Source organism: Streptomyces sp. NPDC093801, from assembly GCF_040701585.1.
GTDB lineage: Bacteria > Actinomycetota > Actinomycetes > Streptomycetales > Streptomycetaceae > Streptomyces.
In genome coordinates this window covers 131897-152281 of sequence record NZ_JBFBDP010000013.1, presented here as the reverse complement: position 1 = coordinate 152281, position 20385 = coordinate 131897, and the positions used below count along the sequence as shown (strand labels likewise).

General features: G+C 73.6%; 15 protein-coding genes and 1 tRNA gene. 15 read left to right on the top strand and 1 reads right to left on the bottom strand.

What is annotated here, in order from left to right; translation table 11 throughout:
* The first annotated feature begins 127 nt into the window (after positions 1-127).
* From AB0469_RS17345 to AB0469_RS17295, 11 genes are all read left to right on the top strand, one after another.
* On the top strand, positions 128-688 hold the full coding sequence (locus AB0469_RS17345) for a YqgE/AlgH family protein (RefSeq protein ID WP_266577096.1): 561 nt from the start codon (positions 128-130) through the stop codon (positions 686-688).
* 29 nt (positions 689-717) lie between these two features.
* A complete protein-coding gene (locus AB0469_RS17340; RefSeq protein ID WP_042817018.1) occupies positions 718-1002 on the top strand; it encodes a DUF3039 domain-containing protein in 285 nt (94 codons plus the stop codon).
* A gap of 174 nt (positions 1003-1176) precedes the next feature.
* Positions 1177-2817 carry a beta-N-acetylhexosaminidase gene (locus tag AB0469_RS17335; protein WP_366452235.1) on the top strand — a complete coding sequence of 547 codons (1641 nt, stop codon included), beginning with the start codon at positions 1177-1179 and terminating at the stop codon, positions 2815-2817.
* A 494-nt stretch (positions 2818-3311) separates the two neighbouring features.
* Entirely contained in the window at positions 3312-4151 is an 840-nt protein-coding gene (locus AB0469_RS17330; RefSeq protein WP_358898343.1) for an FAD binding domain-containing protein, read from the top strand.
* A complete protein-coding gene (locus tag AB0469_RS17325) occupies positions 4148-6808 on the top strand; it encodes a (2Fe-2S)-binding protein (RefSeq protein WP_366452234.1) in 2661 nt (886 codons plus the stop codon). The genes AB0469_RS17330 and AB0469_RS17325 overlap by 4 nt, the downstream gene beginning before the upstream one ends.
* A gap of 50 nt (positions 6809-6858) precedes the next feature.
* Positions 6859-9171: a xanthine dehydrogenase family protein molybdopterin-binding subunit gene (locus tag AB0469_RS17320; RefSeq protein WP_366452301.1), complete on the top strand. Its 2313-nt coding sequence runs from the start codon at positions 6859-6861 to the stop codon at positions 9169-9171.
* An 85-nt stretch (positions 9172-9256) separates the two neighbouring features.
* On the top strand, positions 9257-9763 hold the full coding sequence (locus tag AB0469_RS17315; protein WP_366452233.1) for a DUF2563 family protein: 507 nt from the start codon (positions 9257-9259) through the stop codon (positions 9761-9763).
* A gap of 1433 nt (positions 9764-11196) precedes the next feature.
* Positions 11197-12372 (top strand): type VII secretion-associated serine protease mycosin, encoded by a 1176-nt coding sequence (gene mycP, locus AB0469_RS17310; RefSeq protein ID WP_366452232.1) that lies wholly within the window; start codon positions 11197-11199, stop codon positions 12370-12372.
* 32 nt (positions 12373-12404) lie between these two features.
* Positions 12405-12803: a hypothetical protein gene (locus AB0469_RS17305; RefSeq protein ID WP_366452231.1), complete on the top strand. Its 399-nt coding sequence runs from the start codon at positions 12405-12407 to the stop codon at positions 12801-12803.
* 17 nt (positions 12804-12820) lie between these two features.
* Entirely contained in the window at positions 12821-15175 is a 2355-nt protein-coding gene (locus AB0469_RS17300) for a hypothetical protein (RefSeq protein ID WP_366452230.1), read from the top strand.
* Positions 15172-15858, top strand: a complete 687-nt coding sequence (locus tag AB0469_RS17295) for a hypothetical protein (RefSeq protein WP_366452229.1) — start codon at positions 15172-15174, stop codon at positions 15856-15858. Before AB0469_RS17300 ends, AB0469_RS17295 begins: the two co-directional genes overlap by 4 nt.
* Positions 15859-15902: 44 nt before the next feature.
* On the opposite strand, the gene AB0469_RS17290 is transcribed toward AB0469_RS17295, so the two are convergent.
* Positions 15903-15974: transfer RNA gene (locus AB0469_RS17290), tRNA-Cys, on the bottom strand.
* Positions 15975-16152: 178 nt separating this feature from the next.
* Here AB0469_RS17290 and AB0469_RS17285 point away from each other — a divergent pair.
* From AB0469_RS17285 to AB0469_RS17270, 4 genes are all read left to right on the top strand, one after another.
* Positions 16153-17616 carry an MFS transporter gene (locus AB0469_RS17285; RefSeq protein WP_366452228.1) on the top strand — a complete coding sequence of 488 codons (1464 nt, stop codon included), beginning with the start codon at positions 16153-16155 and terminating at the stop codon, positions 17614-17616.
* Between the two features lie 32 nt (positions 17617-17648).
* Entirely contained in the window at positions 17649-17849 is a 201-nt protein-coding gene (locus AB0469_RS17280) for a hypothetical protein (RefSeq protein ID WP_366452227.1), read from the top strand.
* A gap of 146 nt (positions 17850-17995) precedes the next feature.
* The gene (locus AB0469_RS17275) at positions 17996-18430 is read left to right on the top strand and encodes a type II toxin-antitoxin system death-on-curing family toxin (RefSeq protein WP_366452300.1); all 435 of its coding nucleotides are present in this window, start codon (positions 17996-17998) and stop codon (positions 18428-18430) included.
* A 117-nt stretch (positions 18431-18547) separates the two neighbouring features.
* A complete protein-coding gene (locus AB0469_RS17270) occupies positions 18548-20335 on the top strand; it encodes a DEAD/DEAH box helicase (RefSeq protein ID WP_366452226.1) in 1788 nt (595 codons plus the stop codon).
* The last annotated feature ends 50 nt before the right edge of the window (positions 20336-20385 follow it).

The window sequence follows — 20385 nt, the reverse complement described above, 5'->3', positions numbered from 1 at the left end:
CGGAGTGTTGCGTTCCGGCGGGTGGGGCGGCGCGCGCTCCCCTCTGCAGCCGTGCGCCCCGGGCGGTGCCGGGTCCGATCCGGCCGCCCGCTCCCCCCGGAGGGCGATTGTGCGAGATCATGTGCCCATGACCGAGGTGTCCTCCCTCACAGGGCGGCTGCTCGTGGCCACCCCCGCCCTCGCGGATCCGAACTTCGACCGCGCGGTGGTGCTGCTGCTCGACCACGACGAGCAGGGCTCCCTCGGCGTGGTCCTCAACCGGCCCACCCCCGTGGACGTCCGCGACATCCTGCTGCCGTGGGCCCCGCTCGCCGGCGACCCCGGCGTGGTGTTCCAGGGCGGCCCGGTCGCCCTGGACTCGGCCCTGGGCGTCGCGGTGATACCCGGTGAGGAGGGCCCCCTCGGCTGGCGCCGGGTGCACGGGGCCATCGGGCTCGTCGACCTGGAGACCCCGCCGGAACTGCTCGCCGCGGCCCTCGGGGGCCTGCGCATCTTCGCCGGTTACTCCGGCTGGGGGCCCGGCCAGCTGGAGGCCGAGCTGGGCGACGGCGCCTGGTACGTCGTGGACTCCGAGCCCGGAGACGTCTCCTTCCCCGACCCCGAACGGCTGTGGCGCGCGGTGCTGCGCCGCCAGCGCAGCGAGCTCGCGATGGTCGCCACCTATCTGGACGACCCGTCGCTGAACTGACCCCGGCGGGGTTCAGTACCCTGGTTTTTATGAGCACTCTTGAGCCCGAGCGCGGGACTGGTACGGGGACCCTCGTAGAGCCGACGCCGGTGGTGTCCCACGGCGACGGCGACCACGAGCGCTTCGCCCACTACGTCCAGAAGGACAAGATCATGGCGAGCGCCCTCGACGGGACCCCCGTCGTCGCGCTCTGCGGCAAGGTCTGGGTGCCGGGCCGCGACCCGAAGAAGTACCCCGTCTGCCCCATGTGCAAGGAGATCTACGACTCCATGGGCGCCGGCGGCGACAAGGACAAGGGCGGCAAGGACCAGTAACCGGGTCCGGTCCACCGCCGGGAAGGCCCCCGGGGCGCACGTGTGCGCCCCGGGGGCCTTCCCGCTGTCCGGACCCTTCGTCCGTCCGGACCCTTCGCCCCGCGAGCCTTTCCCGGGCCCGGCGGCGCGGCTAGGGTCGGCGGCGACGAGCGCTCTGCTGTGAGGGGCTGACGCATGGACCTGATCCCCGTACCCCGGACGGCCGTTCCCGACCCGCAGGGCCGCCGCTACGCCTTCGGGCCGGAGCCGCTGCTCGATGCCGGCCCGGGCGCCGAGGGCGTGGCGCGCTGGCTGCGCCGGGAGCTCGGCGCCGCCACCGGATGGGCGCTGCCGCCGGCCGCGGCGGGCGCGCGGGGCGACGTACGGCTGCGGGTGGACCCCGCCGCCCCGGACGGCGAGGGGCCCGAGGCGTACCGGCTGGAGATCGGCGCCGACGGCGTCGAGCTGACCGGCGGGGACGCGGCCGGGCTGTTCTGGGCGGCCCAGACGCTGCGTCAGCTGCTCGGCCCCGACGCCTACCGGCGCGCGCCGCTGCGGCCCGGACGGACCTGGGACCTGCCGTACGCCCGCATCGCCGACGCCCCGCGCTTCGGCTGGCGCGGGCTGCTGCTGGACGTGGCCCGGCACTTCATGCCCAAGGACGGGGTGCTGCGCTACATCGACCTGCTGGCCGCGCACAAGCTCAACGTGCTCCACCTGCACCTGACGGACGACCAGGGCTGGCGCGTCGAGATCCGGCGCCACCCGAACCTCACGCGGACCGGCTCCTGGCGGGCCCGCAGCCGGTGGGGGCACCGGGCGTCCCCGCTGTGGAACGAGACCCCGCACGGCGGCTTCTACAGCCGGGACGACCTCCGCGAGATCGTCGCCTACGCGGCCGAGCGGCACGTGCGGATCGTCCCCGAGATCGACATCCCCGGGCACTCCCAGGCCGCGATCGCCGCCTACCCCTGGCTGGGCAACGCGGACGTCGTGGACACCGCCGCCCTGGGGGTGTGGGACGACTGGGGCGTCAGCGAGAACGTGCTCGCGCCGACCGAGGAGGTCCTGCGCTTCTACGAGGAGGTCTTCGAGGAACTGCTGGAGCTGTTCCCGCCCGAGGTCTCGCCGTTCGTGCACGTGGGCGGCGACGAGTGCCCGAAGGCGCAGTGGAGGGCCTCGGCGACGGCGCAGGCGCGCATCCGGGAGCTGGGCGTGGACGGGGAGGACGGGCTCCAGTCCTGGTTCATCCGGCACTTCGACCGCTGGCTCGCCGACCGGGGCCGCCGGCTCATCGGCTGGGACGAGATCCTGGAGGGCGGGCTCGCGGAGGGCGCGGCCGTCTCCTCCTGGCGCGGCTACGCGGGCGGGATCGCCGCCGCCGAGGCCGGACACGACGTGGTGATGTGCCCCGAGCAGCAGGTGTACCTGGACCACCGTCAGGCGGACGGCCCCGACGAGCCGGTGCCCATCGGGTACGTGCGCTCCCTGGAGGACGTCTACCGCTTCGAGCCGGTGCCGCCGAAGCTGTCGCCCGAGGCCGCCGCGCACGTGCTGGGCGCCCAGGCCAACGTGTGGACCGAGGTGATGGAGCACCAGGGGCGGGTCGACTACCAGGTGTTCCCCCGGCTGGCGGCCTTCGCGGAGGTGGTGTGGTCGCGGCTGCCGGAACCGGAATCCCGGGACTGGGCCGGCTTCGAGGCGCGCGAGCGGGCCCACCGGGCGCGTCTGGACGCCCTCGGGGTCGACTACCGGCCACCGGGCGGCCCCCTGCCGTGGCAGCGGCGTCCGGGGGTGCGGGGGCGCCCGGTCGAGGGCGCGCCTCCGATCGTGTGACCGGGGCGCACGGGGGTGCGCGCGCACCCGCCCGCGCCTCCGGCGACCGGAAGCGGAACTCTTCGGAAACCTTTGGAACTGTCGCTCGAACATGGCCGATACGGGGGAAAACGGACGTTCGGGTCGACGTCGTACGAAGGCGCCGGGAACGGGTTCCGGAGGGTGCGGGGCGGAGTGCGCCGGGGGCTCGGACGGGGCGTGACGGGCATGAACCGAGGGCGTACGGGAGGTGGACCGGCCGCGCCGCCGCCGGACCCGCGCCCCGCCGGGCCGGTGGTGCGCGGGAGACCCTCGCGCCGGGCGCTCCCGAAGATGTGCCAGAGTTGCCACGTCCCGGCGGTGAGCACGTACCGTACGGCGGACAGGCGTGAGCGCCGGGACCGGGACATCGGGAAGGGGCAGCTGGGTTGACCACGCACGCACCGCACACACCGCATTCGGCTCAGGGGCCGCACACCCCGCACGCGTCGCCGGGGCAGGCGGCGCAGTCCGTGATGCTGCCGGCCTCGCTCGACGAGGCCGTCGCGGCGCTCGCCGCCATGCCCGCGGCCGTCCCGGTGGCCGGCGGCACCGACCTCATGGCCGCCGTCAACGCCGGACTGCTGCGGCCCGCCGCGCTGGTGGGCCTCGGGCGGATCAGCGAGATCCGCGGCTGGCAGTACCAGGACGGGCACGCGCTGCTCGGCGCCGGTCTGACGCACGCCCGGATGGGGCGGCCGGATTTCGCCGCTCTGATCCCGGCGCTGGCCGCGGCCGCGCGGGCGGCCGGCCCGCCGCAGATCCGCAACGCCGGCACCCTCGGCGGCAACATCGCGACGGCCGCGCCGACCGGTGACGCGCTGCCCGTGCTGGCCGCGCTGGAGGCGGTGCTGGTCATCGTCGGCCCCGGTGGCTCGCAGCGCGAGATCCCCGTCTCCCACCTGCTGGCCGGGCGGGACATGCTGCGGCCGGGCGAGCTGATCGGCTTCGTCCGGGTGCCGCTGCTGCACGCGCCGCAGGTCTTCCTGAAGGCCACGGGCCGCACCGGGCCCGGGCGGGCGGTGGCGTCTGTGGGACTCGTGCTGGATCCCGCGCGCCGGGGCGTGCGGTGCGCGATCGGCGCGGTGGCCCCGATGCCGCTGCGGCCGCTGGAGGCCGAGCAGTGGGTGGCCTCGCTGATCGACTGGGACGGGGACCGGAGCCTGGCCCCGGAGGCCCTGGAGGCCTTCGGCGAGTACGTCGCGGCGGCGTGCGTGCCCGACCAGGGGCAGCAGGTCTCCGCCGGAGTACTGCATCTGCGGCGGACCGTCGCCGTGCTGGCGCGCAGGGCCCTGGGGAGGGCGCTGACCTCATGAGTGAGAACGAGAACGTGAGCGGAACGACCGGGGACACGGGGAACACGGGGAACGGCGGCGCCGCGGGGGCCGGCTGGGGCTGGGAGCCGGTACCGCACGGGGGCGACTACGACTCCGACGCGACCGCCTTCGTGCAGCTGCCGCAGGACATGCTGGACGCGCTCGACAGCGGGGAGCCCCTGGCGGCGCCCGGGCACGGGTTCGTGCCGCCGCCGATGATCATGCCGCTGGGCTCGTCCGGCAGTACGGACCCCAGCGCCACCGGGACCTGGACGATGCCGGCCCAGTGGCCCGACGCGGGCGGGGCGCCCGCGCAGGCCCCCGGTGCGGCCGCGCAGGCGCCGGCCCGCGCGCCGATCCCGGCCTCCATCCCGCTCCCGGCGTCGGTGGCGGCCGCCTTCGCGGCGGCCGAGCCCGAGGCGCAGGCGGAGTTCCACGGCGGGGCGCAGCCCGACGCCGTCCACCCGGGCGTGCAGCCGGGCTCCCACCTCGCCTCCCACGCGGGCGCCCACGGGGCCGCGCAGCACGCCGGACAGCACGCCGAGCCGCACCTGCGGCAGTACGCCGACCCGCAGGCCGAACCGGACCCGGGGGCGACGGCGGAGTGGCAGTTCCCGGACGCGCTGCACCGGGACGAGGACCCCGCGGCCACCGGGCACTGGACGCTGCCGGCCGACCTGACCGGCGCCGGGGACACGGCCGGCGGGGCGGCCGGAGCCGGGGCCGGGGCCGGCGACATGGCCGGCGGGACCGGCGAGTTCCGGGCCGGCGCCCTGGACGCCGGCTGGGGCCAGGTCCCCGTGACCCTGCCGGGCGGGGCTGCGGCCCCCTGGGCGGCGCCCGAGGAGCAGCCCGGACCGGGTGCGGACCCGGCGGGCGCGCCCGAGGCGCTGCTGAGCTCCGGCGTGCTGCCGGGCGGCGGTGCCCCGGGGGCGCACGGGGCGGCGGGACGCGGTCCGAGGGTGCTCGGCGGTCCCGGTGTCGGGACCCCGCTGCCGGAGGGCCACCCCCAGGCCGGGCCGGAGCCCGAGACCGTTCTGGAGGCCGCCCCCGACATCGAGGCCTCCCACGGCCACGGCCCGGTGCAGCCGCCGGCCGGCGACGAGCGGCCGCGCCCGGCGGAGGCCGAGGACGCCGGCGCCGCGCCGGAGGCGGGGCCCGCACCGGCCCAGGCCCCCGACGGGGCGCACGGACACGGCTTCGCGGAGGCGCCCGCCGCCCCCGCCGAAGCGGAGCCCGCTCCCGCGCCGGACGAGGACGGCGCCGACGGCGCCGTGGCGGCACCGGCCGCGCACGACACCGGGGAGTTCCCGCTCGGGCAGGCGGCGTACGAGGAGGAACGGCACTCCGCCGTCGCCCACCACGAGCACCCGGCGGCTTCGTACGTCCTGCGCGTCAACGGCGCCGACCGGCCCGTCACCGGCGCCTGGATCGGCGAGTCCCTGCTCTACGTGCTGCGCGAGCGGCTCGGCCTGGCCGGCGCCAAGGACGGCTGCTCGCAGGGCGAGTGCGGGGCCTGCGCGGTCCAGGTCGACGGGCGGCTCGTCGCCTCCTGCCTGGTCCCGGCGGCGACGGCGGCCGGGTCCGAGGTGCGCACGGTCGAGGGCCTGGCCACGGACGGGGAACTCTCCGACGTGCAGCAGGCGTTGTGCAGGTCGGGCGGGGTGCAGTGCGGGTTCTGCGTACCCGGCATGGCCATGACCATCCATGACCTGCTGGAGGGCAACCACGCTCCCAGCGAACTGGAGACCCGGCAGGCGCTGTGCGGCAACCTCTGCCGCTGCTCGGGCTACAAGGGCGTGGTCGAGGCGGTCCGCGAGGTCATCGCGGAGCGCGAGGCCGCCGCGGCGCAGCCGGCCGAGGCCCCCGCGGAGCCGCTCATCCCGCACCAGGCGCAGCCGGGCGAGGGCGGCGTGCACGCCTTCGACGCCCCGGGCCCGAACGGCACCTTCGGCGGCAACGGCTTCGACGCGTCCGGCGCCTTCGACGCGGCGGTCCCCGGCCCGAACGGCACGCTGGGCGGCAACGGCTTCGACGCCTCCGGCGCCTTCGACGCCACGGCGCCCGGCCCGAACGGGACCCTGGGGGGCAACGGCTTCGACGCGTCCGGCGCGTTCGACCCGGCGGCGCCCGGCCCGAACGGCACGCTGGGCGGCAACGGCTTCGACGCCTCCGGCGCGGTCGACGGGGCGGCCGCGATGCCGATGGCCGACGGGACCGCCGCGGCCCACGGCTTCGACGCGACCGGCGCGACCGGGTTCGACGGGGCCAACGGGTTCGAGGTGGCCAACGGGTTCGACGGGGCCAACGGGGCCAATGGCTTCGAGGTGGCCAACGGGTTCGACGGGGCCAACGGGGCCAATGGCTTCGAGGTGGCCAACGGGTACGACGGGGCCAACGGGGCCAATGGCTTCGAGGTGGCCAACGGGTACGACGGGACCAACGGGTACGACGGCGGCCACGGGTTCGACGGGTTCGGCACGACCGGCGCTCCCGCCCCCGGCGCGCACGGTTTCGACGGCGCCCCCGGCACCGGCGGCTTCGACGGGAACGCGGGTCACACGGGTCACACAGGCCACACCGGCCACACAGGCCCCACCGGCACCGGCGGTTTCGACGGCACCAACGGGATCCACCACAACGGAGGCATGGCGTGAGCGGGCAGGACGCGGCCACGGCGACGACCACGACCACCACCACCATGACCATGGCGACGATCAACGTCGGCGCCGACGGCGACGGTGACGGCGGCGGCGAGCAGCAGCGCCCCGTGCGCGGAATCGGAGCCTCCGTCCCCGCGGCGGACACCCGCGCCAAGACCGAGGGCACCTTCCCCTACGCCGCCGACCTGTGGGCCGAGGGCCTGCTGTGGGCCGCCGTCCTGCGCTCCCCGCACGCCCACGCCCGCATCCGCTCCATCGACACCTCGGCCGCCGCCGAGATGCCCGGCGTCCGCGCCGTCATCACCCACGCCGACGTCCCCGGCGCCACCACCCACGGCCGCCGCATCGCCGACCGGCCGGTCTTCGCCCACGACGTCGTACGCCACCACGGCGAGCCCATCGCCGCCGTCGCCGCCGACCACCCCGACACGGCCCGCCTCGCGGCCGCGGCCATCGCCGTCGAGTACGAGCTCCTCGACGCCGTCACCGACCCCGAGCAGGCCTTCGGCGCCGCCCCGCTCCACCCGGACGGCAACCTGATCCGGCACATCCCGCTGCGCTACGGCGACCCGGAGGCGACCGGCGAGGTCGTCGTCGAGGGCCTCTACCGCATCGGCCGCCAGGACCCGGCCCCCATCGGGGCCGAGGCCGGCCTCGCCGTGCCCCGTCCCGACGGCGGCGTCGAGCTCTACACCGCCTCCACCGACCCGCACACCGACCGCGACCTCGCCGCCGCCTGCTTCGGCCTCGACCCGGACCGCGTCCGCGTCGTCGTCACCGGCGTCCCCGGCGCGACGGCCGACCGCGAGGACCCCGCCTTCCAGCTCCCGCTCGGCCTCCTCGCCCTGCGCACGGGATGCCCCGTCAAACTGGCCGCCACCCGCGAGGAGTCCTTCCTCGGCCACGCCCACCGCCACCCGACCCTGCTGCGCTACCGCCACCACGCGGACGCCGAGGGCCGGCTGGTCAAGGTCGAGGCGCAGATCCTGATGGACGCGGGCGCCTACGCCGACGCCTCCGCCGAGTCCCTCGCGGCGGCCGTGGCCTTCGCGTGCGGCCCGTACGTCGTCCCGCACGCCTTCGTGGAGGGCTGGGCCGTCCGTACGAACAACCCCCCCTCGGGCCACGTCCGGGGCGAGGGCGCCATGCAGGTCTGCGCGGCCTACGAGGGCCAGATGGACAAGCTCGCGGCCGCCCTCGGCATCGACGGCGCGGAGCTGCGCCTGCGCAACGTCCTCGCCACCGGCGACCTGCTCCCCACCGGCCAGACGGTCACCTGCCCCGCGCCCGTGGCCGAACTCCTGCGCGCCGTCCGCGACTTCCCGCTGCCCTCCCTCCCGAAGGACTCCCCGGAGGAGGACTGGCTGCTGCCCGGCGGCCCCGAGGGCGCGGGCGAGCCCGGCGCGGTGCGGCGCGGGGTCGGGTACGGCGTGGGCATGGTCCACATGCTCGGCGCGGAGGGCGCCGACGAGGTGTCCACCGCCACCGTGAAGGTGGTGGGCGGCACCGCCACCGTCATCTGCGCGGCCGTCGACACCGGTCAGGGCTTCGCCACGCTCGCGCGGCAGATCGTCCAGGAGGTGCTGGGCGTCGACGAGGTGGCCACCGCCCCCGTCGACACCGACCAGCCGCCGGCCGGCCCCTCCGCCCACGGCCGCCACACCTGGGTCTCGGGCGGGGCCGTCGAACGGGCCGCGAAGATGGTCCGCACGCAGCTGCTCCAGCCGATGGCCCACAAGCTCGGCATGTCGACCGAGCTCCTCCAGATCGCCGACGGCCGGATCACCTCGTACGACGGCGCCTTCTCCATGCCGGTCGCGGAGGCCATACAGGGCAAGGAGCTCTGGGCCACGGCCCAGTGCCGCCCGCACCCGACGGAGCCGCTCGACGACCACGGGCAGGGCGACGCCTTCGTCGGCCTGGCCTTCTGCGCGATCCGCGCGGTGGTCGACGTGGACATCGAACTCGGCACGGTCCGGGTGGTGGAGCTGGCCGTCGCGCAGGACGTGGGCCGCATCCTCAACCCCCGCCAGCTGGAGGCCCGTATCGAGGCGGGCGTCACCCAGGGCGTGGGCGCGGCCCTGACGGAGAACCTCCGCTCGGTCGCGGGCCTCGTCCGCCACCCCGACCTGACGGGCTACGCCCTGCCGACCTCCCTGGACGCCCCGGCGGTGCGGATCGTCCGGCTGGTGGAGGAGCGGGACGTGGTGGCCCCGTTCGGCGCGAAGGCCGCGAGCGCGGTCCCGGTGGTGACGACGCCGGCGGCGGTGGCCTCGGCGGTGCGCGCGGCGACCGGGCGGCCGGTCAACAGGATCCCGATCCGCCCCTCGGCGGCGGTCGCGACCCCGAACCCCTGACGCCACTCCCCGCATGCACGCCGTCACCGACCGTTAGAATGCCGGAGGGTGCGGCACGCGCGGGCGTGCGGACGGGGAGGGCGTCGTGGCAGGGGACAACGCCGGTGCCGGTGCCGGTGCCGGTGCCGGTGTCGCCGGGGGCGTGGCGGACGCGCTGAGGCTCCAGGCGAGGGCGCTGGAGGTCGAGTACGAGTCGATGACCGCCTGCAAGAACCGGGTCGACGCCCTGCTGAAGACCCTGGACGCCTCGGAGGCGGACGCCCGCAGGCTCGCCCACGGCACCCTCCCCGCCGGCGCCCTCGGGACGGGCTTCGCGGAGGCGGAGGCGCTGTACGCGGCCTACGGCACGGTCCACGGGCAGCTCCAGAAGCTCTCGCAGGGCCTGGCGGGCCAGATCGAGGCGCTGGGCATCGCGATCCTGACGGCGGGCAAGGGCTACGGGGCGGTGGACGAGGAGACCCGGACGAGGATGCGGGCCCTCGTCGGGCGCTCCAAGGCGGACTACGTCCCGGACCGCGACCCGCTGGCACGGCAGGAGCGGCGGAACACCTCTCCCGTGCCGTCACCGAGTACGTCGAAGGGCGTGATCTGATGCCGGTGACGGACTTCGAGGGCTACTCGCACGAACAGCTGCTCGCGATGATCGCCTCCCTCGACCCCGAGACGGTCAGGGCGCGCGCCGCCCAGCTGGCGAAGGCGGCGGAGGCGATCACCGAGATCGGCGAGAGCCTCAAGCGGCACCGGGTGGCGGGCTGGGAGGGCGAGGCGGCCCACGCCTACCAGGACTGGGTGAGCCGAGCGGGCAGCGCGACGCTTCTGCTGGGCCGGTACGGCGAGGCGGCGGGCACGTGGATGACGCACGCGGCCCAGACGATGGTGGAGGTCAGGGCCAACACCCCGGGCTACGACAGGGAGGCGGCCGCAACCCTGGAGACGACCCGCCACCACCCCAACGACCCGGACGCCGCCCGCCTCGCCCGCACGGCCCACACCAAGCTGACCGCGGACCGGCACCAGGCGGTACAACAACTGACGAAACTGGCCCAGTCCTACGACACCTCGACGACCCAACTACACCGAGCACAAATCCCAACGTTCCCGCCACCACCGGGGGTGTTCGAGCCGAAGGGCATCGGCAGCGACGAGGTCTCCCTCAGTCGCGGAGGAGGTAGTTCTGGCGGGAATTATGGTGTCGGTGGTACAGCACATGACCTGTCAGCTCCCACCGCCGGCGTTTCCTATGGGGAGCCCGGCTCGGTAAAGCGTCACGCCTCACCGAGTGTTGAACGACCTCTGCCCGGGGGGTCTTCGTTGCCTCCCACGCCAGTCCCCCGTCCTCGAGAGGTGGAGATGGATCTCGACCACGTTGCAACGGTTCCGTCTAGCGTCGTGCCATCGATTTCTGTCCCGTCCGGGGCCTCCGGGCACAGTGCTCCAAGCGATACTTGGAAGCATCCCGGCCAGTCCCTCCCACCCCTGGCGGTGCAGCCAATGAGTGGGCCGCTGTCACCACTGCAGCCTTTTGTCGGCGCTGGGGGAAGCAAAGTTGGCGGAACCCCGGATCCGCTGTCGAGCGGTACCGGGATCGTAGGCGGGCGGCCCGTATCCGCTGGTGGCGGATCTGGCGCGTTCCTCCCGCGGGGTACGGTCGTTGGCGCGGAAGGCACTCACGCCAGTGGTCGCGGGATGCCGGGCATGACGACCGGCTTTGGCGGCCCCCACGGCTCACCTGGCACTCCGGCTGTTGGCCGACGGTTGGCCATCGAACCGGGCGGCGTGGTGGGCGGCCGTCAGGCCTCTACTGGCGCTCAGCCGTTTACCCAGGGAGGTTCAGGGCTCGTGCGCGGTGGGTCGGGTGCTGGTGCGGTGGGCCTTGGCGGAGCGGCTTCTCCGACACCGGGTAGGCGGCGTGGCGGGCAGGGCGATGCTTGTCCGGACTACCTGACTGAAGACGAAGAGACCTGGCAGAGCAGTCGTCGTGTTGTGCCGCCGGTGATCGATTGAGTGGATCGGACAGTGCATCGGATGCGTATGCGTAAGGCGACCGCTGCCCTGGTTGGCCTTCTTCTGGCTGGAGTCGCGTCCAACCTGGCGCATGCGCAAGTCGTAAGGGAGCAGCAGTGGCATCTCGATGCCATGAAAGCAGATGAAATCTGGCAGATCAGCACCGGCAAGGGAGTCGTTGTTGCCGTAGTTGACAGTGGGGTTGACCGGGTCCCAGAACTGGAGGGTCGGGTCCTTGTTGGGAAGGATTTTGCGGCGGGGCAGGGGGGGTATAGAGGTGACGAGCGCACCGACTATGACAAACATGGAACCACCATTGCGGCATTGATCGCAGGATCGGGCCAGCATCCGAGCGGCAACGGCGCGTTCGGTCTGGCGCCTGATGCCAAGATTCTTCCAATTCGGGTGCCGCATGAATTTGATGAACGGAGCCCATCCTGGACTGCGGCGATTCGGTATGCGGCAGAATCGGATGCCAGGATCATCAATCTTTCCATGGCTGCATCCAAGGATGATCCCGAGCGGCTCGGTGCCGTGAAATATGCCCTCTCTAAAGGCAAGCTTATTTTCGCAGGCGTCGGCAATGATGGCGACACGACGAATGCGGTCTTGTATCCGGCGGCGACGCCTGGCGTGGTGGGTGTTGGAGCGGTAGACCGGGACGGTGCTGCAGCCAAGATGTCGCAGCATGGGCCGCAGGTCGATGTATCAGCCCCAGGAGTCGACCTTGTCACGGCGTGCGCGCGGGAGACCGGCCTCTGCACAAGCAGCGGCACCAGCGACGCCACAGCCCTGGCATCCGCCTCCGCCGCCCTCCTCTGGTCCGTCCACCCCACCTGGACCAACAACCAGATCCTCCGCGTCCTCCTGAACACCGCCGGCAAGCCCGTCGACGGCGTCGAGCGCAACGACTACATCGGCTACGGAGTGGTCCGCCCCCGTATCGCCCTCCCCACCCCCGGCGACCCCGGCCCGCCGGACGTCTACCCGCTGCCGGATCTCGCCGCCGCGGCAGCCAAGGACACCTCCGTTCCCTCGACCGGGGGAAAGACCACCCCGCCGCAGGCGCCACGGGCCGCCCCTGCGGTAGACAAGGGCGACGGCGGCACCCCACCCTGGCTCGCCCTCGGACTGGGGGCCAGCGTCCTCATCGGCGGAGCCGTCGCCGCAGTCGCCGTCCGCAGGGCCGGACGTTGACCCCACCGACACGGGAGTGGAGAGCGCACGGGATGTCCTTCGACGAGGAGTGGGCCGCCGCGCGCGCCACCGCCTCCCTGCGCCTCGACCACGCCGGCGGAGCCACCGGCAGCGACCTCGCCCTCAACCAGGACCACATCGGCGCCGTCGGCAGCGAGGCCCACCGGCTCCACTCCCGCCTCCAGACCGACGGCCGCCACGCCGCCACCGCCTCCGCGGAGGCCGCCGGCGCCCTCGCACGGGAGGGCTTCGCCAGCGGATCCGCCCTCGCCAAGGCGAACAGCCGCTGGGAGGGCCAGGTCAAGACCCTCGTCGCCGCCTGCGCCCAGATCTCCAACGGCCTGAACTACTCCCTCTCCTCCCACGCCAAGGAAGAGCAGCAGCTCTACGCCGAGTTCACCTCGTCCAAGATCGAGCAGTACCTCACGTAGGGAAGGCCGCGCGGCCCGTGCTGACGTACGAGAACGTCCTCAACGCCCCGATCGACAAACTCGCCACCGCCGTCCGCGACTGGCAGGCGTTGGCCGCCAAGCTGGACGAGCTGGCCGAGGCCGCCCGCAACGGCATGAAGGCCAAGTCCGACAAGGCCGAGTGGAGCGGCGTCACGGCGGGTGTGGCGCGGCCGTTCGTCGACCGGACGGCCAAGGAGTTCGGGGACGCCGCCAAGGCGGCCAGGGGCATCCACCAGGCCCTCGCGCAGGGCCACGACACCTTCAGGTCCTCCCGCGAGCGCCTGCGGAAGATCAGCGAGGAGGAGGCTCCCGCCGCCGGCTTCCGGGTCGACGCCAGGGGGAGGGTCGAGCCGCTGCCCCTCCCCACCGAAGCGGACCGCGAGGCGGCCCGCCACGACCCGGACTACCAGGAGTCCCTCCGCGTCAACCGCCCCCTGTGGCAGGCCAAGGTGGACGCCGCCATCGACGCCTGCGAGGACGTCGACCAGTCCCTCGCCCGCCTCCTCGCCGCGAACGTGGCCAAGGACCACGACTTCACCGCCCCGAAGTACGCCGGCCTCACCGCCGAACAGGCCGGCCGCGCCACCGACCTCGCGCGCAAGGGGCGCGCCCTCTCGCACGCCGAGCTGGTGGAGCTCAACGAACTGCTGGCCGACAACGCCAAGGTCCCGGCCTTCTCCACCGCCTTCTACGCGAACCTCGGGCCCAAGGGCGCGCTCCAGTTCTTCGGGACCATGGCGACCGACACGTACGAGTACGGCACGCTCGACGAGCAGCGGCTGAAGGACGTCCGGGAACTCCAGCGGAACCTGGGCTTCAACCTGGCCACCGCCACCAGCTCCAGCACCGAGCCGCACCTGCCCGACAGCTACGCGCAGGAGCTGCGCAGGCTGGGCACCCAGCAGATCCCCCTCGCCCGGAACGACCAGAACGCCCCGTACGGCTACCAGCTGCTCGGCGGCATCATGCGCTACGGGAACTACGACCCGAAGTTCCTGGTCCCGATCGCCGAACACGCGACGCAGATCCACGCGAAGGACCCGGACTTCTTCGGCGGGACCCGCCAGCTCAACGGCTACGGCAGGAACATGCTGAACCCGTCGGGCATCAACGGCGCGGGCTACGACCCGGTGGTCAGCTTCCTGGAGGCGCTGGGACACAGCCCGGAGGCGTCGGCACAGTTCTTCGACCCGGAGCGCGAGCCCGCGCCTCCGGTGTACAACCGGGACGGCACGGTCAGGGCGGGCACACTCGACCTGGGGAAGGACGCCAAGGGCAGGCCCATCACCGGCTACCTCGATTTCTTCGCGAGCGAGAGCTACCACTCGACGATCGACATGGAGGGCATGAACCCGGACGACCTGCAGAAGGCCCAGAACCACATGCCCGACGCCCTGGGCCACGCCCTGGAGGCAGCCGCACTCGGTCACGCCTGGGACGACTCCGACCCGGAACTCCACCGGACCAAGGCCGGGGCGAACGTCATGGAGGCGGTGGCGCTCAAATACGGCGGGGACCCTGGGCTGCTCAAGCACCAGGAGGGCCTCGCGGACAGCCTGGGCCATATGACCGCCGGGTACATCGACGACGTGAACCGGGCGCTGGACGGGGGAGGAGACCAGAGCGTCTTCGCCTCGGGAGCCGACGGCAAGCAGGCCCATGCGAGCTTCGAGCGCGACGAGGCCCGGGACCTGCTCGCCGCCCTCGGGCAGCACCCTGACGCCTACGCCACCGTCTCCACCGCTGAACGCGTCTACGCGGCAAGCGTTCTGGAGAGCCGGGCGGTGCACGACGGCACGATCGACGAGGGACGGGCGCGCGCGACGATCCGTACCAGTGCCGAGGTGCAGGGCATCCTCGACGAGTCCCGGGCGGAACAGGTCAGGGGGGTCGCAGAGAAGAAGCAGGAGGTGTACGAGAAGGCGCACGAGCAGAGCTCCGCCTGGGTCGAGTTCGGCACCACGGCCGCCATCGCGGCCGGCGTGGCCTTCCTGCCCGCCACGGCCGCGGCGGCCGGTGCGGCGGCCGTCGTCGTCCCCCTGGCCGTGGACACCGGTACCGGCCTCGTGGAGCAGGCGGCGGGGCAGGTCATCGGCGAGTGGTCGGACGAGGCCAAGGAAGAGCACAAGGACAAGATCAGCGGTGCTGCTCACGACGCCAACAAGGCCATGTTCCGAGCTGGTGAGCACAGTGCCGAAGCGCCGATGAAGGCGTTCAGGGACCGCCACGGCATCGACCCGAACAGCACCTTCGGCAACGACTTCGAGGAGTCGATGCACGTCGGTTACCTGAAGGGCAACTCCATCGCCCAGCAGCAGGGCCATGAGGCGCAGACGAAGGACGTCGGTTGAACCGTATTCGGGTGGGCCTCCCGCTGGCGGGGTTGGCGATGCTCGGTACGGCAGGTGCAGGCTGTTCCTCCGGCAGCCCGGAACCGGCGACGCAGGCCATCGAGCCGCCACGGCTGTCCGTCGGCCAGGTCTGCGCAGGGCTCTTTCCTGCCGAAGGCGGGAAGGCGCTGGAAAGGGTCCTCGAGTCCACTGCTTTCCTGCTCCGGGACGAGAAGAAGAATCCAGACGCTCGGGCTGTCGCCCAGGCAATGGAGGATGCGTACCGGTCCGGCAAGAACATCAGTGACATGCCGCAGTCGAGCTGCGAGATCTCCGGACAACCGGCCGCTACCCGTCTGGCCCCGGCGCGCGTGCGATTCACCGCCTACAGCCTGTATGCCGGAGATCCCGCCGGTTTCCCGGGGGTGAGTGACCGGGGAGTGCGGGTGTCCACCCGGGAGAGGAAAGTGGTCTACCTGGACTACGACTGCGTCAGCCCCCGCGTCGGCTCCACCCCGGAGGTCCCCCTGCGGATCAGGCTCTTCTTCCAGGAGCGGTGGGCGGCCAGCAAAGGCGACCCGGTCCTCCGCCCCGACTACCTCGCCATCGCCCATTCCGCCGCCCTCGCCGTGGCCAAGGAGCTGCGGTGCGTGGATGACGGTGGGCTCCCCGCGCGTGCCGAAGAGCTGCCGGCCGGGGACTGAAAGGCGAAGGCCGCCCGGGGTGGATGCCCCGGGCGGCCCAACGGAGGCCGTGACCGGAATCGAACCGGCGTAACTCGCTTTGCAGGCGAGTCCCTCAACCACTCGGGCACACGGCCGTGGTGTGCTGGGCACGAACGTACGGTCCCCGGACGCACCCGGGAAGACGCGCGGCGGGGGTGCAACGGGACTGCCATGTGCCGTTCACACGGGCCCTCGGACCTAGGTCGTGCGGACCATGCGGGATCCGACGAATTGACAGGGGCGAGTCCGGGCCGTGCACCTTACTCTGGGGCGATGAGCGCCCTTGAACCCCGGATATCCGAGTCCGCCGCCGCCCCGCCCCCGCCGTCGGGCGGCGTTCTGGGGCCGGCGTACCGGGCGCTGAGCGTCGGGATCATCTCCGTGATCTTCCTGATGGCCTTCGAGGCCACCGCCGTCGGGACCGCCATGCCCGTCGCCGCGCGTGAGCTGGACGGGATCGGGCTCTACGCCTTCGGCTTCTCCGCCTACTTCACCACCAGCCTCTTCGGCATGGTCCTGTCCGGCCAGTGGGCCGACCGGCAGGGGCCGCTGCGGCCGCTGACCGTCGGGATCGGGGCCTTCGCCGCCGGGCTGGTGTGTTCCGGGACCGCCGCCGTCATGGGGGTGTTCGTGCTCGGGCGGGCGCTCCAGGGGCTCGGGGGCGGGCTGGTGATCGTCGCGCTCTACGTCGTCGTCAGCCGGGCCTACGAGGAGCGGCTGCGGCCCGCGATCATGGCGGCCTTCGCCGCGGCCTGGGTGGTGCCGTCCATCGTCGGGCCGCTGGCCGCCGGGACCGTCACCGAGTACCTCGGCTGGCGGTGGGTGTTCCTCGGGATACCCGTGCTGGTCGTCGTGCCGCTGATGGTGGCGCTGCCCGCGATCCGCCGGACCGCGTCCGGGCCGGTGGACTCCGGCGGGGAGGCGCCCGCGGCGTTCGACCGGCGGCGGATCCGGCTGGCCCTCGGGATCTCGGTGGGCGCCGGGCTGCTCCAGTACGCCGCGCAGGACCTGCGGTGGCCGTCGCTGCTGCCCGGGGTCGCCGGTGCGGCCCTGCTGGTGCCGGCGGTGCTGGGGCTGCTGCCGCGCGGGACGTACCGGGCGCGGCGCGGGCTGCCGTCCGTGGTGCTGCTGCGCGGGGTGGCGGCGGGGGCCTTCATCGGGGCGGAGAGCTTCGTGCCGCTGATGCTGGTCACCCAGCGCGGCCTCAGCCCGACCCTGGCCGGGTTCTCGCTGGCGCTCGGCGGGGTGACCTGGGCCCTCGGCTCGTGGGTGCAGTCCCAGGGGCGGACGGCCCCGTACCGGGAGCGGCTGATGGTGGCCGGGATGGTGATGGTGGCGTGCGCCATCGCGGCGGCCCCGGCGGTGCTGGTCGAGTCGGTGCCGGTGTGGACGCTGGCCCTGGCGTGGGCCGTGGGCTCCCTCGGCATGGGCCTGGTGATCGGCTCGACGAGCGTGCTGCTGCTCCAGCTGTCGGCGCCGGAGGAGGCCGGGGCGAACTCCGCCGCGCTCCAGATCTCCGACGCCCTGGCCAACGTGGTGCTGCTGGCGGCCGGCGGGGCGGCGTTCGCCGCGCTGGGCGGGGGAGCCGTGGGGGCCGCGCACGCGGTCGACGCGGGGAGCGGCGCCTCGCATCCGGCGGCCTTCCTGGTCGTGTTCCTGCCGATGGCCTGCGTGGCCCTGGCGGGGGCCTGGGTGGCCACCCGGCTGCACGAGCGGCCGGCGGCGAAAACCGGCTGACGCCCCCACGGGGCCGTCGTTACGCTGCGTGCGTGAACGATCTGGTCATCCGGCTCTCCGACGCCGCGTACGCGGAGCTCGCCGACCTCGCAGACGCCACCGGCCGCACGCCCGAGGAGCAGGTCCTGGAGGCCGTACGGGAGCACCTGCGCCGGGAGCGCGGGCGCGTCGGCGACACCGCGGCCCGCCTGGCCCGGCTGCACGAGCCCCTCCTGAAGCGGCTCGGCGCATGACGGGGGCCGGCATGAGCCGCGCCGCCGACGCCCGCGGCGCCGTGGCTCGCCACGCCGTGGGCCAGGTCGCCGTGGCCCGCGACGCGGAAGGCCGGGCCGGCGAAGGCCGCGACGCCATGGGCCAGGCTGCAGTGGGCCAGGCCGCCATGAGCCGCGCCGCCGACGCCCGCGGCGCCGTGGTCCCGGCCGACGTCGTGCGGCACCTCACTCTCGCCGAGGTCCTCGATCTGGCCCGGCACGCCTGCCTGGCCCAGGGGCAGCCGGTCGAGCTGCGCGCACCCGGCCTGCTGGAGTCCGCCGTGCACCGGCCCCGGGCCCGCATGTTCGGGACGCCCGCCTACACGGACCCGTACGAGCAGGCCGCCGCGCTGCTCCACGGCATCGCCGTGAACCATCCCCTGGTCGACGGGAACAAGCGCACCGCCTGGCTCGCCGCCGCCACCTTCCTCGCCGTGAACGGGGTCGATCCGGCGGCCGTGGACCAGGACGCGGCGTACGCGCTGGTCGTCGACGTGGCCTCCGGCGCCGAGGCCCGGGTGCCGGTGATCGCCGACAGGCTGCGGGAGTTGGCCGCGGTGTGACGCTCGCCGCACTGCCCGAGGTCACGGGCCTGTCCCTCCGCGGGGGGTGGTGCGGCGCGGGTAAGGTGGCCCGGTTGTCCTGAGTACGACCGCCGCCGAGAGCCCGAACCGGAGACCGTGACTACTACCGCCTCCCACCACCTCTCACCCGCCTTCCCCGGCCGCGCGCCGTGGGGTACCGCCAGCAAGCTGCGTGCCTGGCAGCAGGGGGCACTGGAGAAGTACGTCCAGACCCAGCCCCGGGATTTCCTCGCCGTCGCCACCCCCGGCGCCGGCAAGACGACCTTCGCGCTGACCCTGGCCTCCTGGCTGCTGCACCACCACGTGGTGCAGCAGGTGACCGTGGTCGCGCCGACCGAGCACCTGAAGAAGCAGTGGGCGGAGGCCGCCGCCCGCATAGGCATCCGGCTCGATCCCGAGTACTCGGCCGGGCCGCTGAGCAAGGACTACCACGGCGTCGCCGTCACCTACGCCGGTGTCGGCGTGCGGCCGATGCTGCACCGCAACCGCTGCGAGCAGCGCAAGACCCTGGTGATCCTCGACGAGATCCACCACGCGGGCGACTCCAAGTCCTGGGGCGAGGCCTGCCTGGAGGCCTTCGACCCGGCGACCCGCCGCCTGGCCCTGACCGGGACGCCCTTCCGGTCCGACACCAACCCGATCCCGTTCGTGACGTACGAGGAGGGCAACGACGGCATCCGCCGCTCGTCCGCCGACTACACGTACGGCTACGGCAACGCCCTCGGGGACGGCGTCGTCCGGCCCGTGATCTTCCTGTCCTACAGCGGCAACATGCGCTGGCGCACCAAGGCCGGCGACGAGATCGAGGCCCGCCTCGGCGAGCCGATGACCAAGGACGCCATCTCGCAGGCCTGGCGCACGGCGCTGGACCCGCGCGGCGACTGGATGCCGAACGTGCTGCGCGCCGCCGACCAGCGGCTGACGGAGGTCAGGAAGGGCATCCCGGACGCCGGCGGGCTCGTCATCGCCGCCGACCAGGACGCCGCGCGCGCGTACGCCAAGCTGATCCGGGAGATCACCGGGACCAAGCCGACCGTCGTGCTCTCCGACGACACCGGCGCGTCGAAGAACATCGACACCTTCAGCGCGAACGACGACCGCTGGATGGTGGCGGTCCGCATGGTGTCCGAGGGCGTCGACGTCCCCCGCCTCGCGGTGGGCGTGTACGCGACGACGATCTCGACCCCGCTGTTCTTCGCCCAGGCCGTGGGCCGCTTCGTGCGGTCGCGCAGGCGCGGCGAGACGGCCTCCGTGTTCCTCCCGACGATCCCCTACCTCCTCGGCTTCGCCAACGAGATGGAGGTCGAGCGCGACCACGTCCTGGACCGGCCGAAGAAGGCGGGCGAGGACGACGACCCGTACGCCGAGTCCGAGAAGGAGATGGAGGAGGCGAACCGGCAGGAGGACGAGGACACCGGCGAGGACGAGCAGATGTCCTTCGAGGCCCTCGAATCCGACGCCGTCTTCGACCGGGTGCTCTACGACGGCGCCGAGTTCGGCATGCAGGCGCACCCGGGCAGCGAGGAGGAGCAGGACTACCTCGGCATCCCGGGCCTGCTGGAGCCGGACCAGGTGCAGCTGCTGCTCCAGAAGCGGCAGTCGCGGCAGATCGCGCACAGCCGCCGCAAGCCGGACGCGGAGTCGGACCTGCTGGAGCTGCCGGCCGAGCGGCGGCCGGTGGTCTCCCACAAGGAGCTGCTGGAGCTGCGCAAGTCGCTGAACACGATGGTCGGCGCGTACGTCCACCAGAGCGGCAAGCCGCACGGGGTGATCCACACCGAGCTGCGCCGCGTCTGCGGCGGGCCGCCGAGCGCGGAGGCGACGGCGGGGCAGCTGAAGGAGCGGATCAAGAAGGTGCAGGAGTGGGCCACGCGGATGCGGTGAGCCTTCCGGCAGGCATGCGGAACGGGGTCCGTGCGCGGTGCGCACGGACC

Coding starts and splice junctions, on each gene's coding strand:
- AB0469_RS17345 (WP_266577096.1), top strand. CDS start 128: ATGACCGAGGTGTCCTCCCTCACAGGGCGGCTGCTCGTGGCCACCCCC.
- AB0469_RS17340 (WP_042817018.1), top strand. CDS start 718: ATGAGCACTCTTGAGCCCGAGCGCGGGACTGGTACGGGGACCCTCGTA.
- AB0469_RS17335 (WP_366452235.1), top strand. CDS start 1,177: ATGGACCTGATCCCCGTACCCCGGACGGCCGTTCCCGACCCGCAGGGC.
- AB0469_RS17330 (WP_358898343.1), top strand. CDS start 3,312: ATGCTGCCGGCCTCGCTCGACGAGGCCGTCGCGGCGCTCGCCGCCATG.
- AB0469_RS17325 (WP_366452234.1), top strand. CDS start 4,148: ATGAGTGAGAACGAGAACGTGAGCGGAACGACCGGGGACACGGGGAAC.
- AB0469_RS17320 (WP_366452301.1), top strand. CDS start 6,859: ATGGCGACGATCAACGTCGGCGCCGACGGCGACGGTGACGGCGGCGGC.
- mycP (WP_366452232.1), top strand. CDS start 11,197: ATGCGTATGCGTAAGGCGACCGCTGCCCTGGTTGGCCTTCTTCTGGCT.
- AB0469_RS17305 (WP_366452231.1), top strand. CDS start 12,405: ATGTCCTTCGACGAGGAGTGGGCCGCCGCGCGCGCCACCGCCTCCCTG.
- AB0469_RS17285 (WP_366452228.1), top strand. CDS start 16,153: ATGAGCGCCCTTGAACCCCGGATATCCGAGTCCGCCGCCGCCCCGCCC.
- AB0469_RS17275 (WP_366452300.1), top strand. CDS start 17,996: ATGAGCCGCGCCGCCGACGCCCGCGGCGCCGTGGTCCCGGCCGACGTC.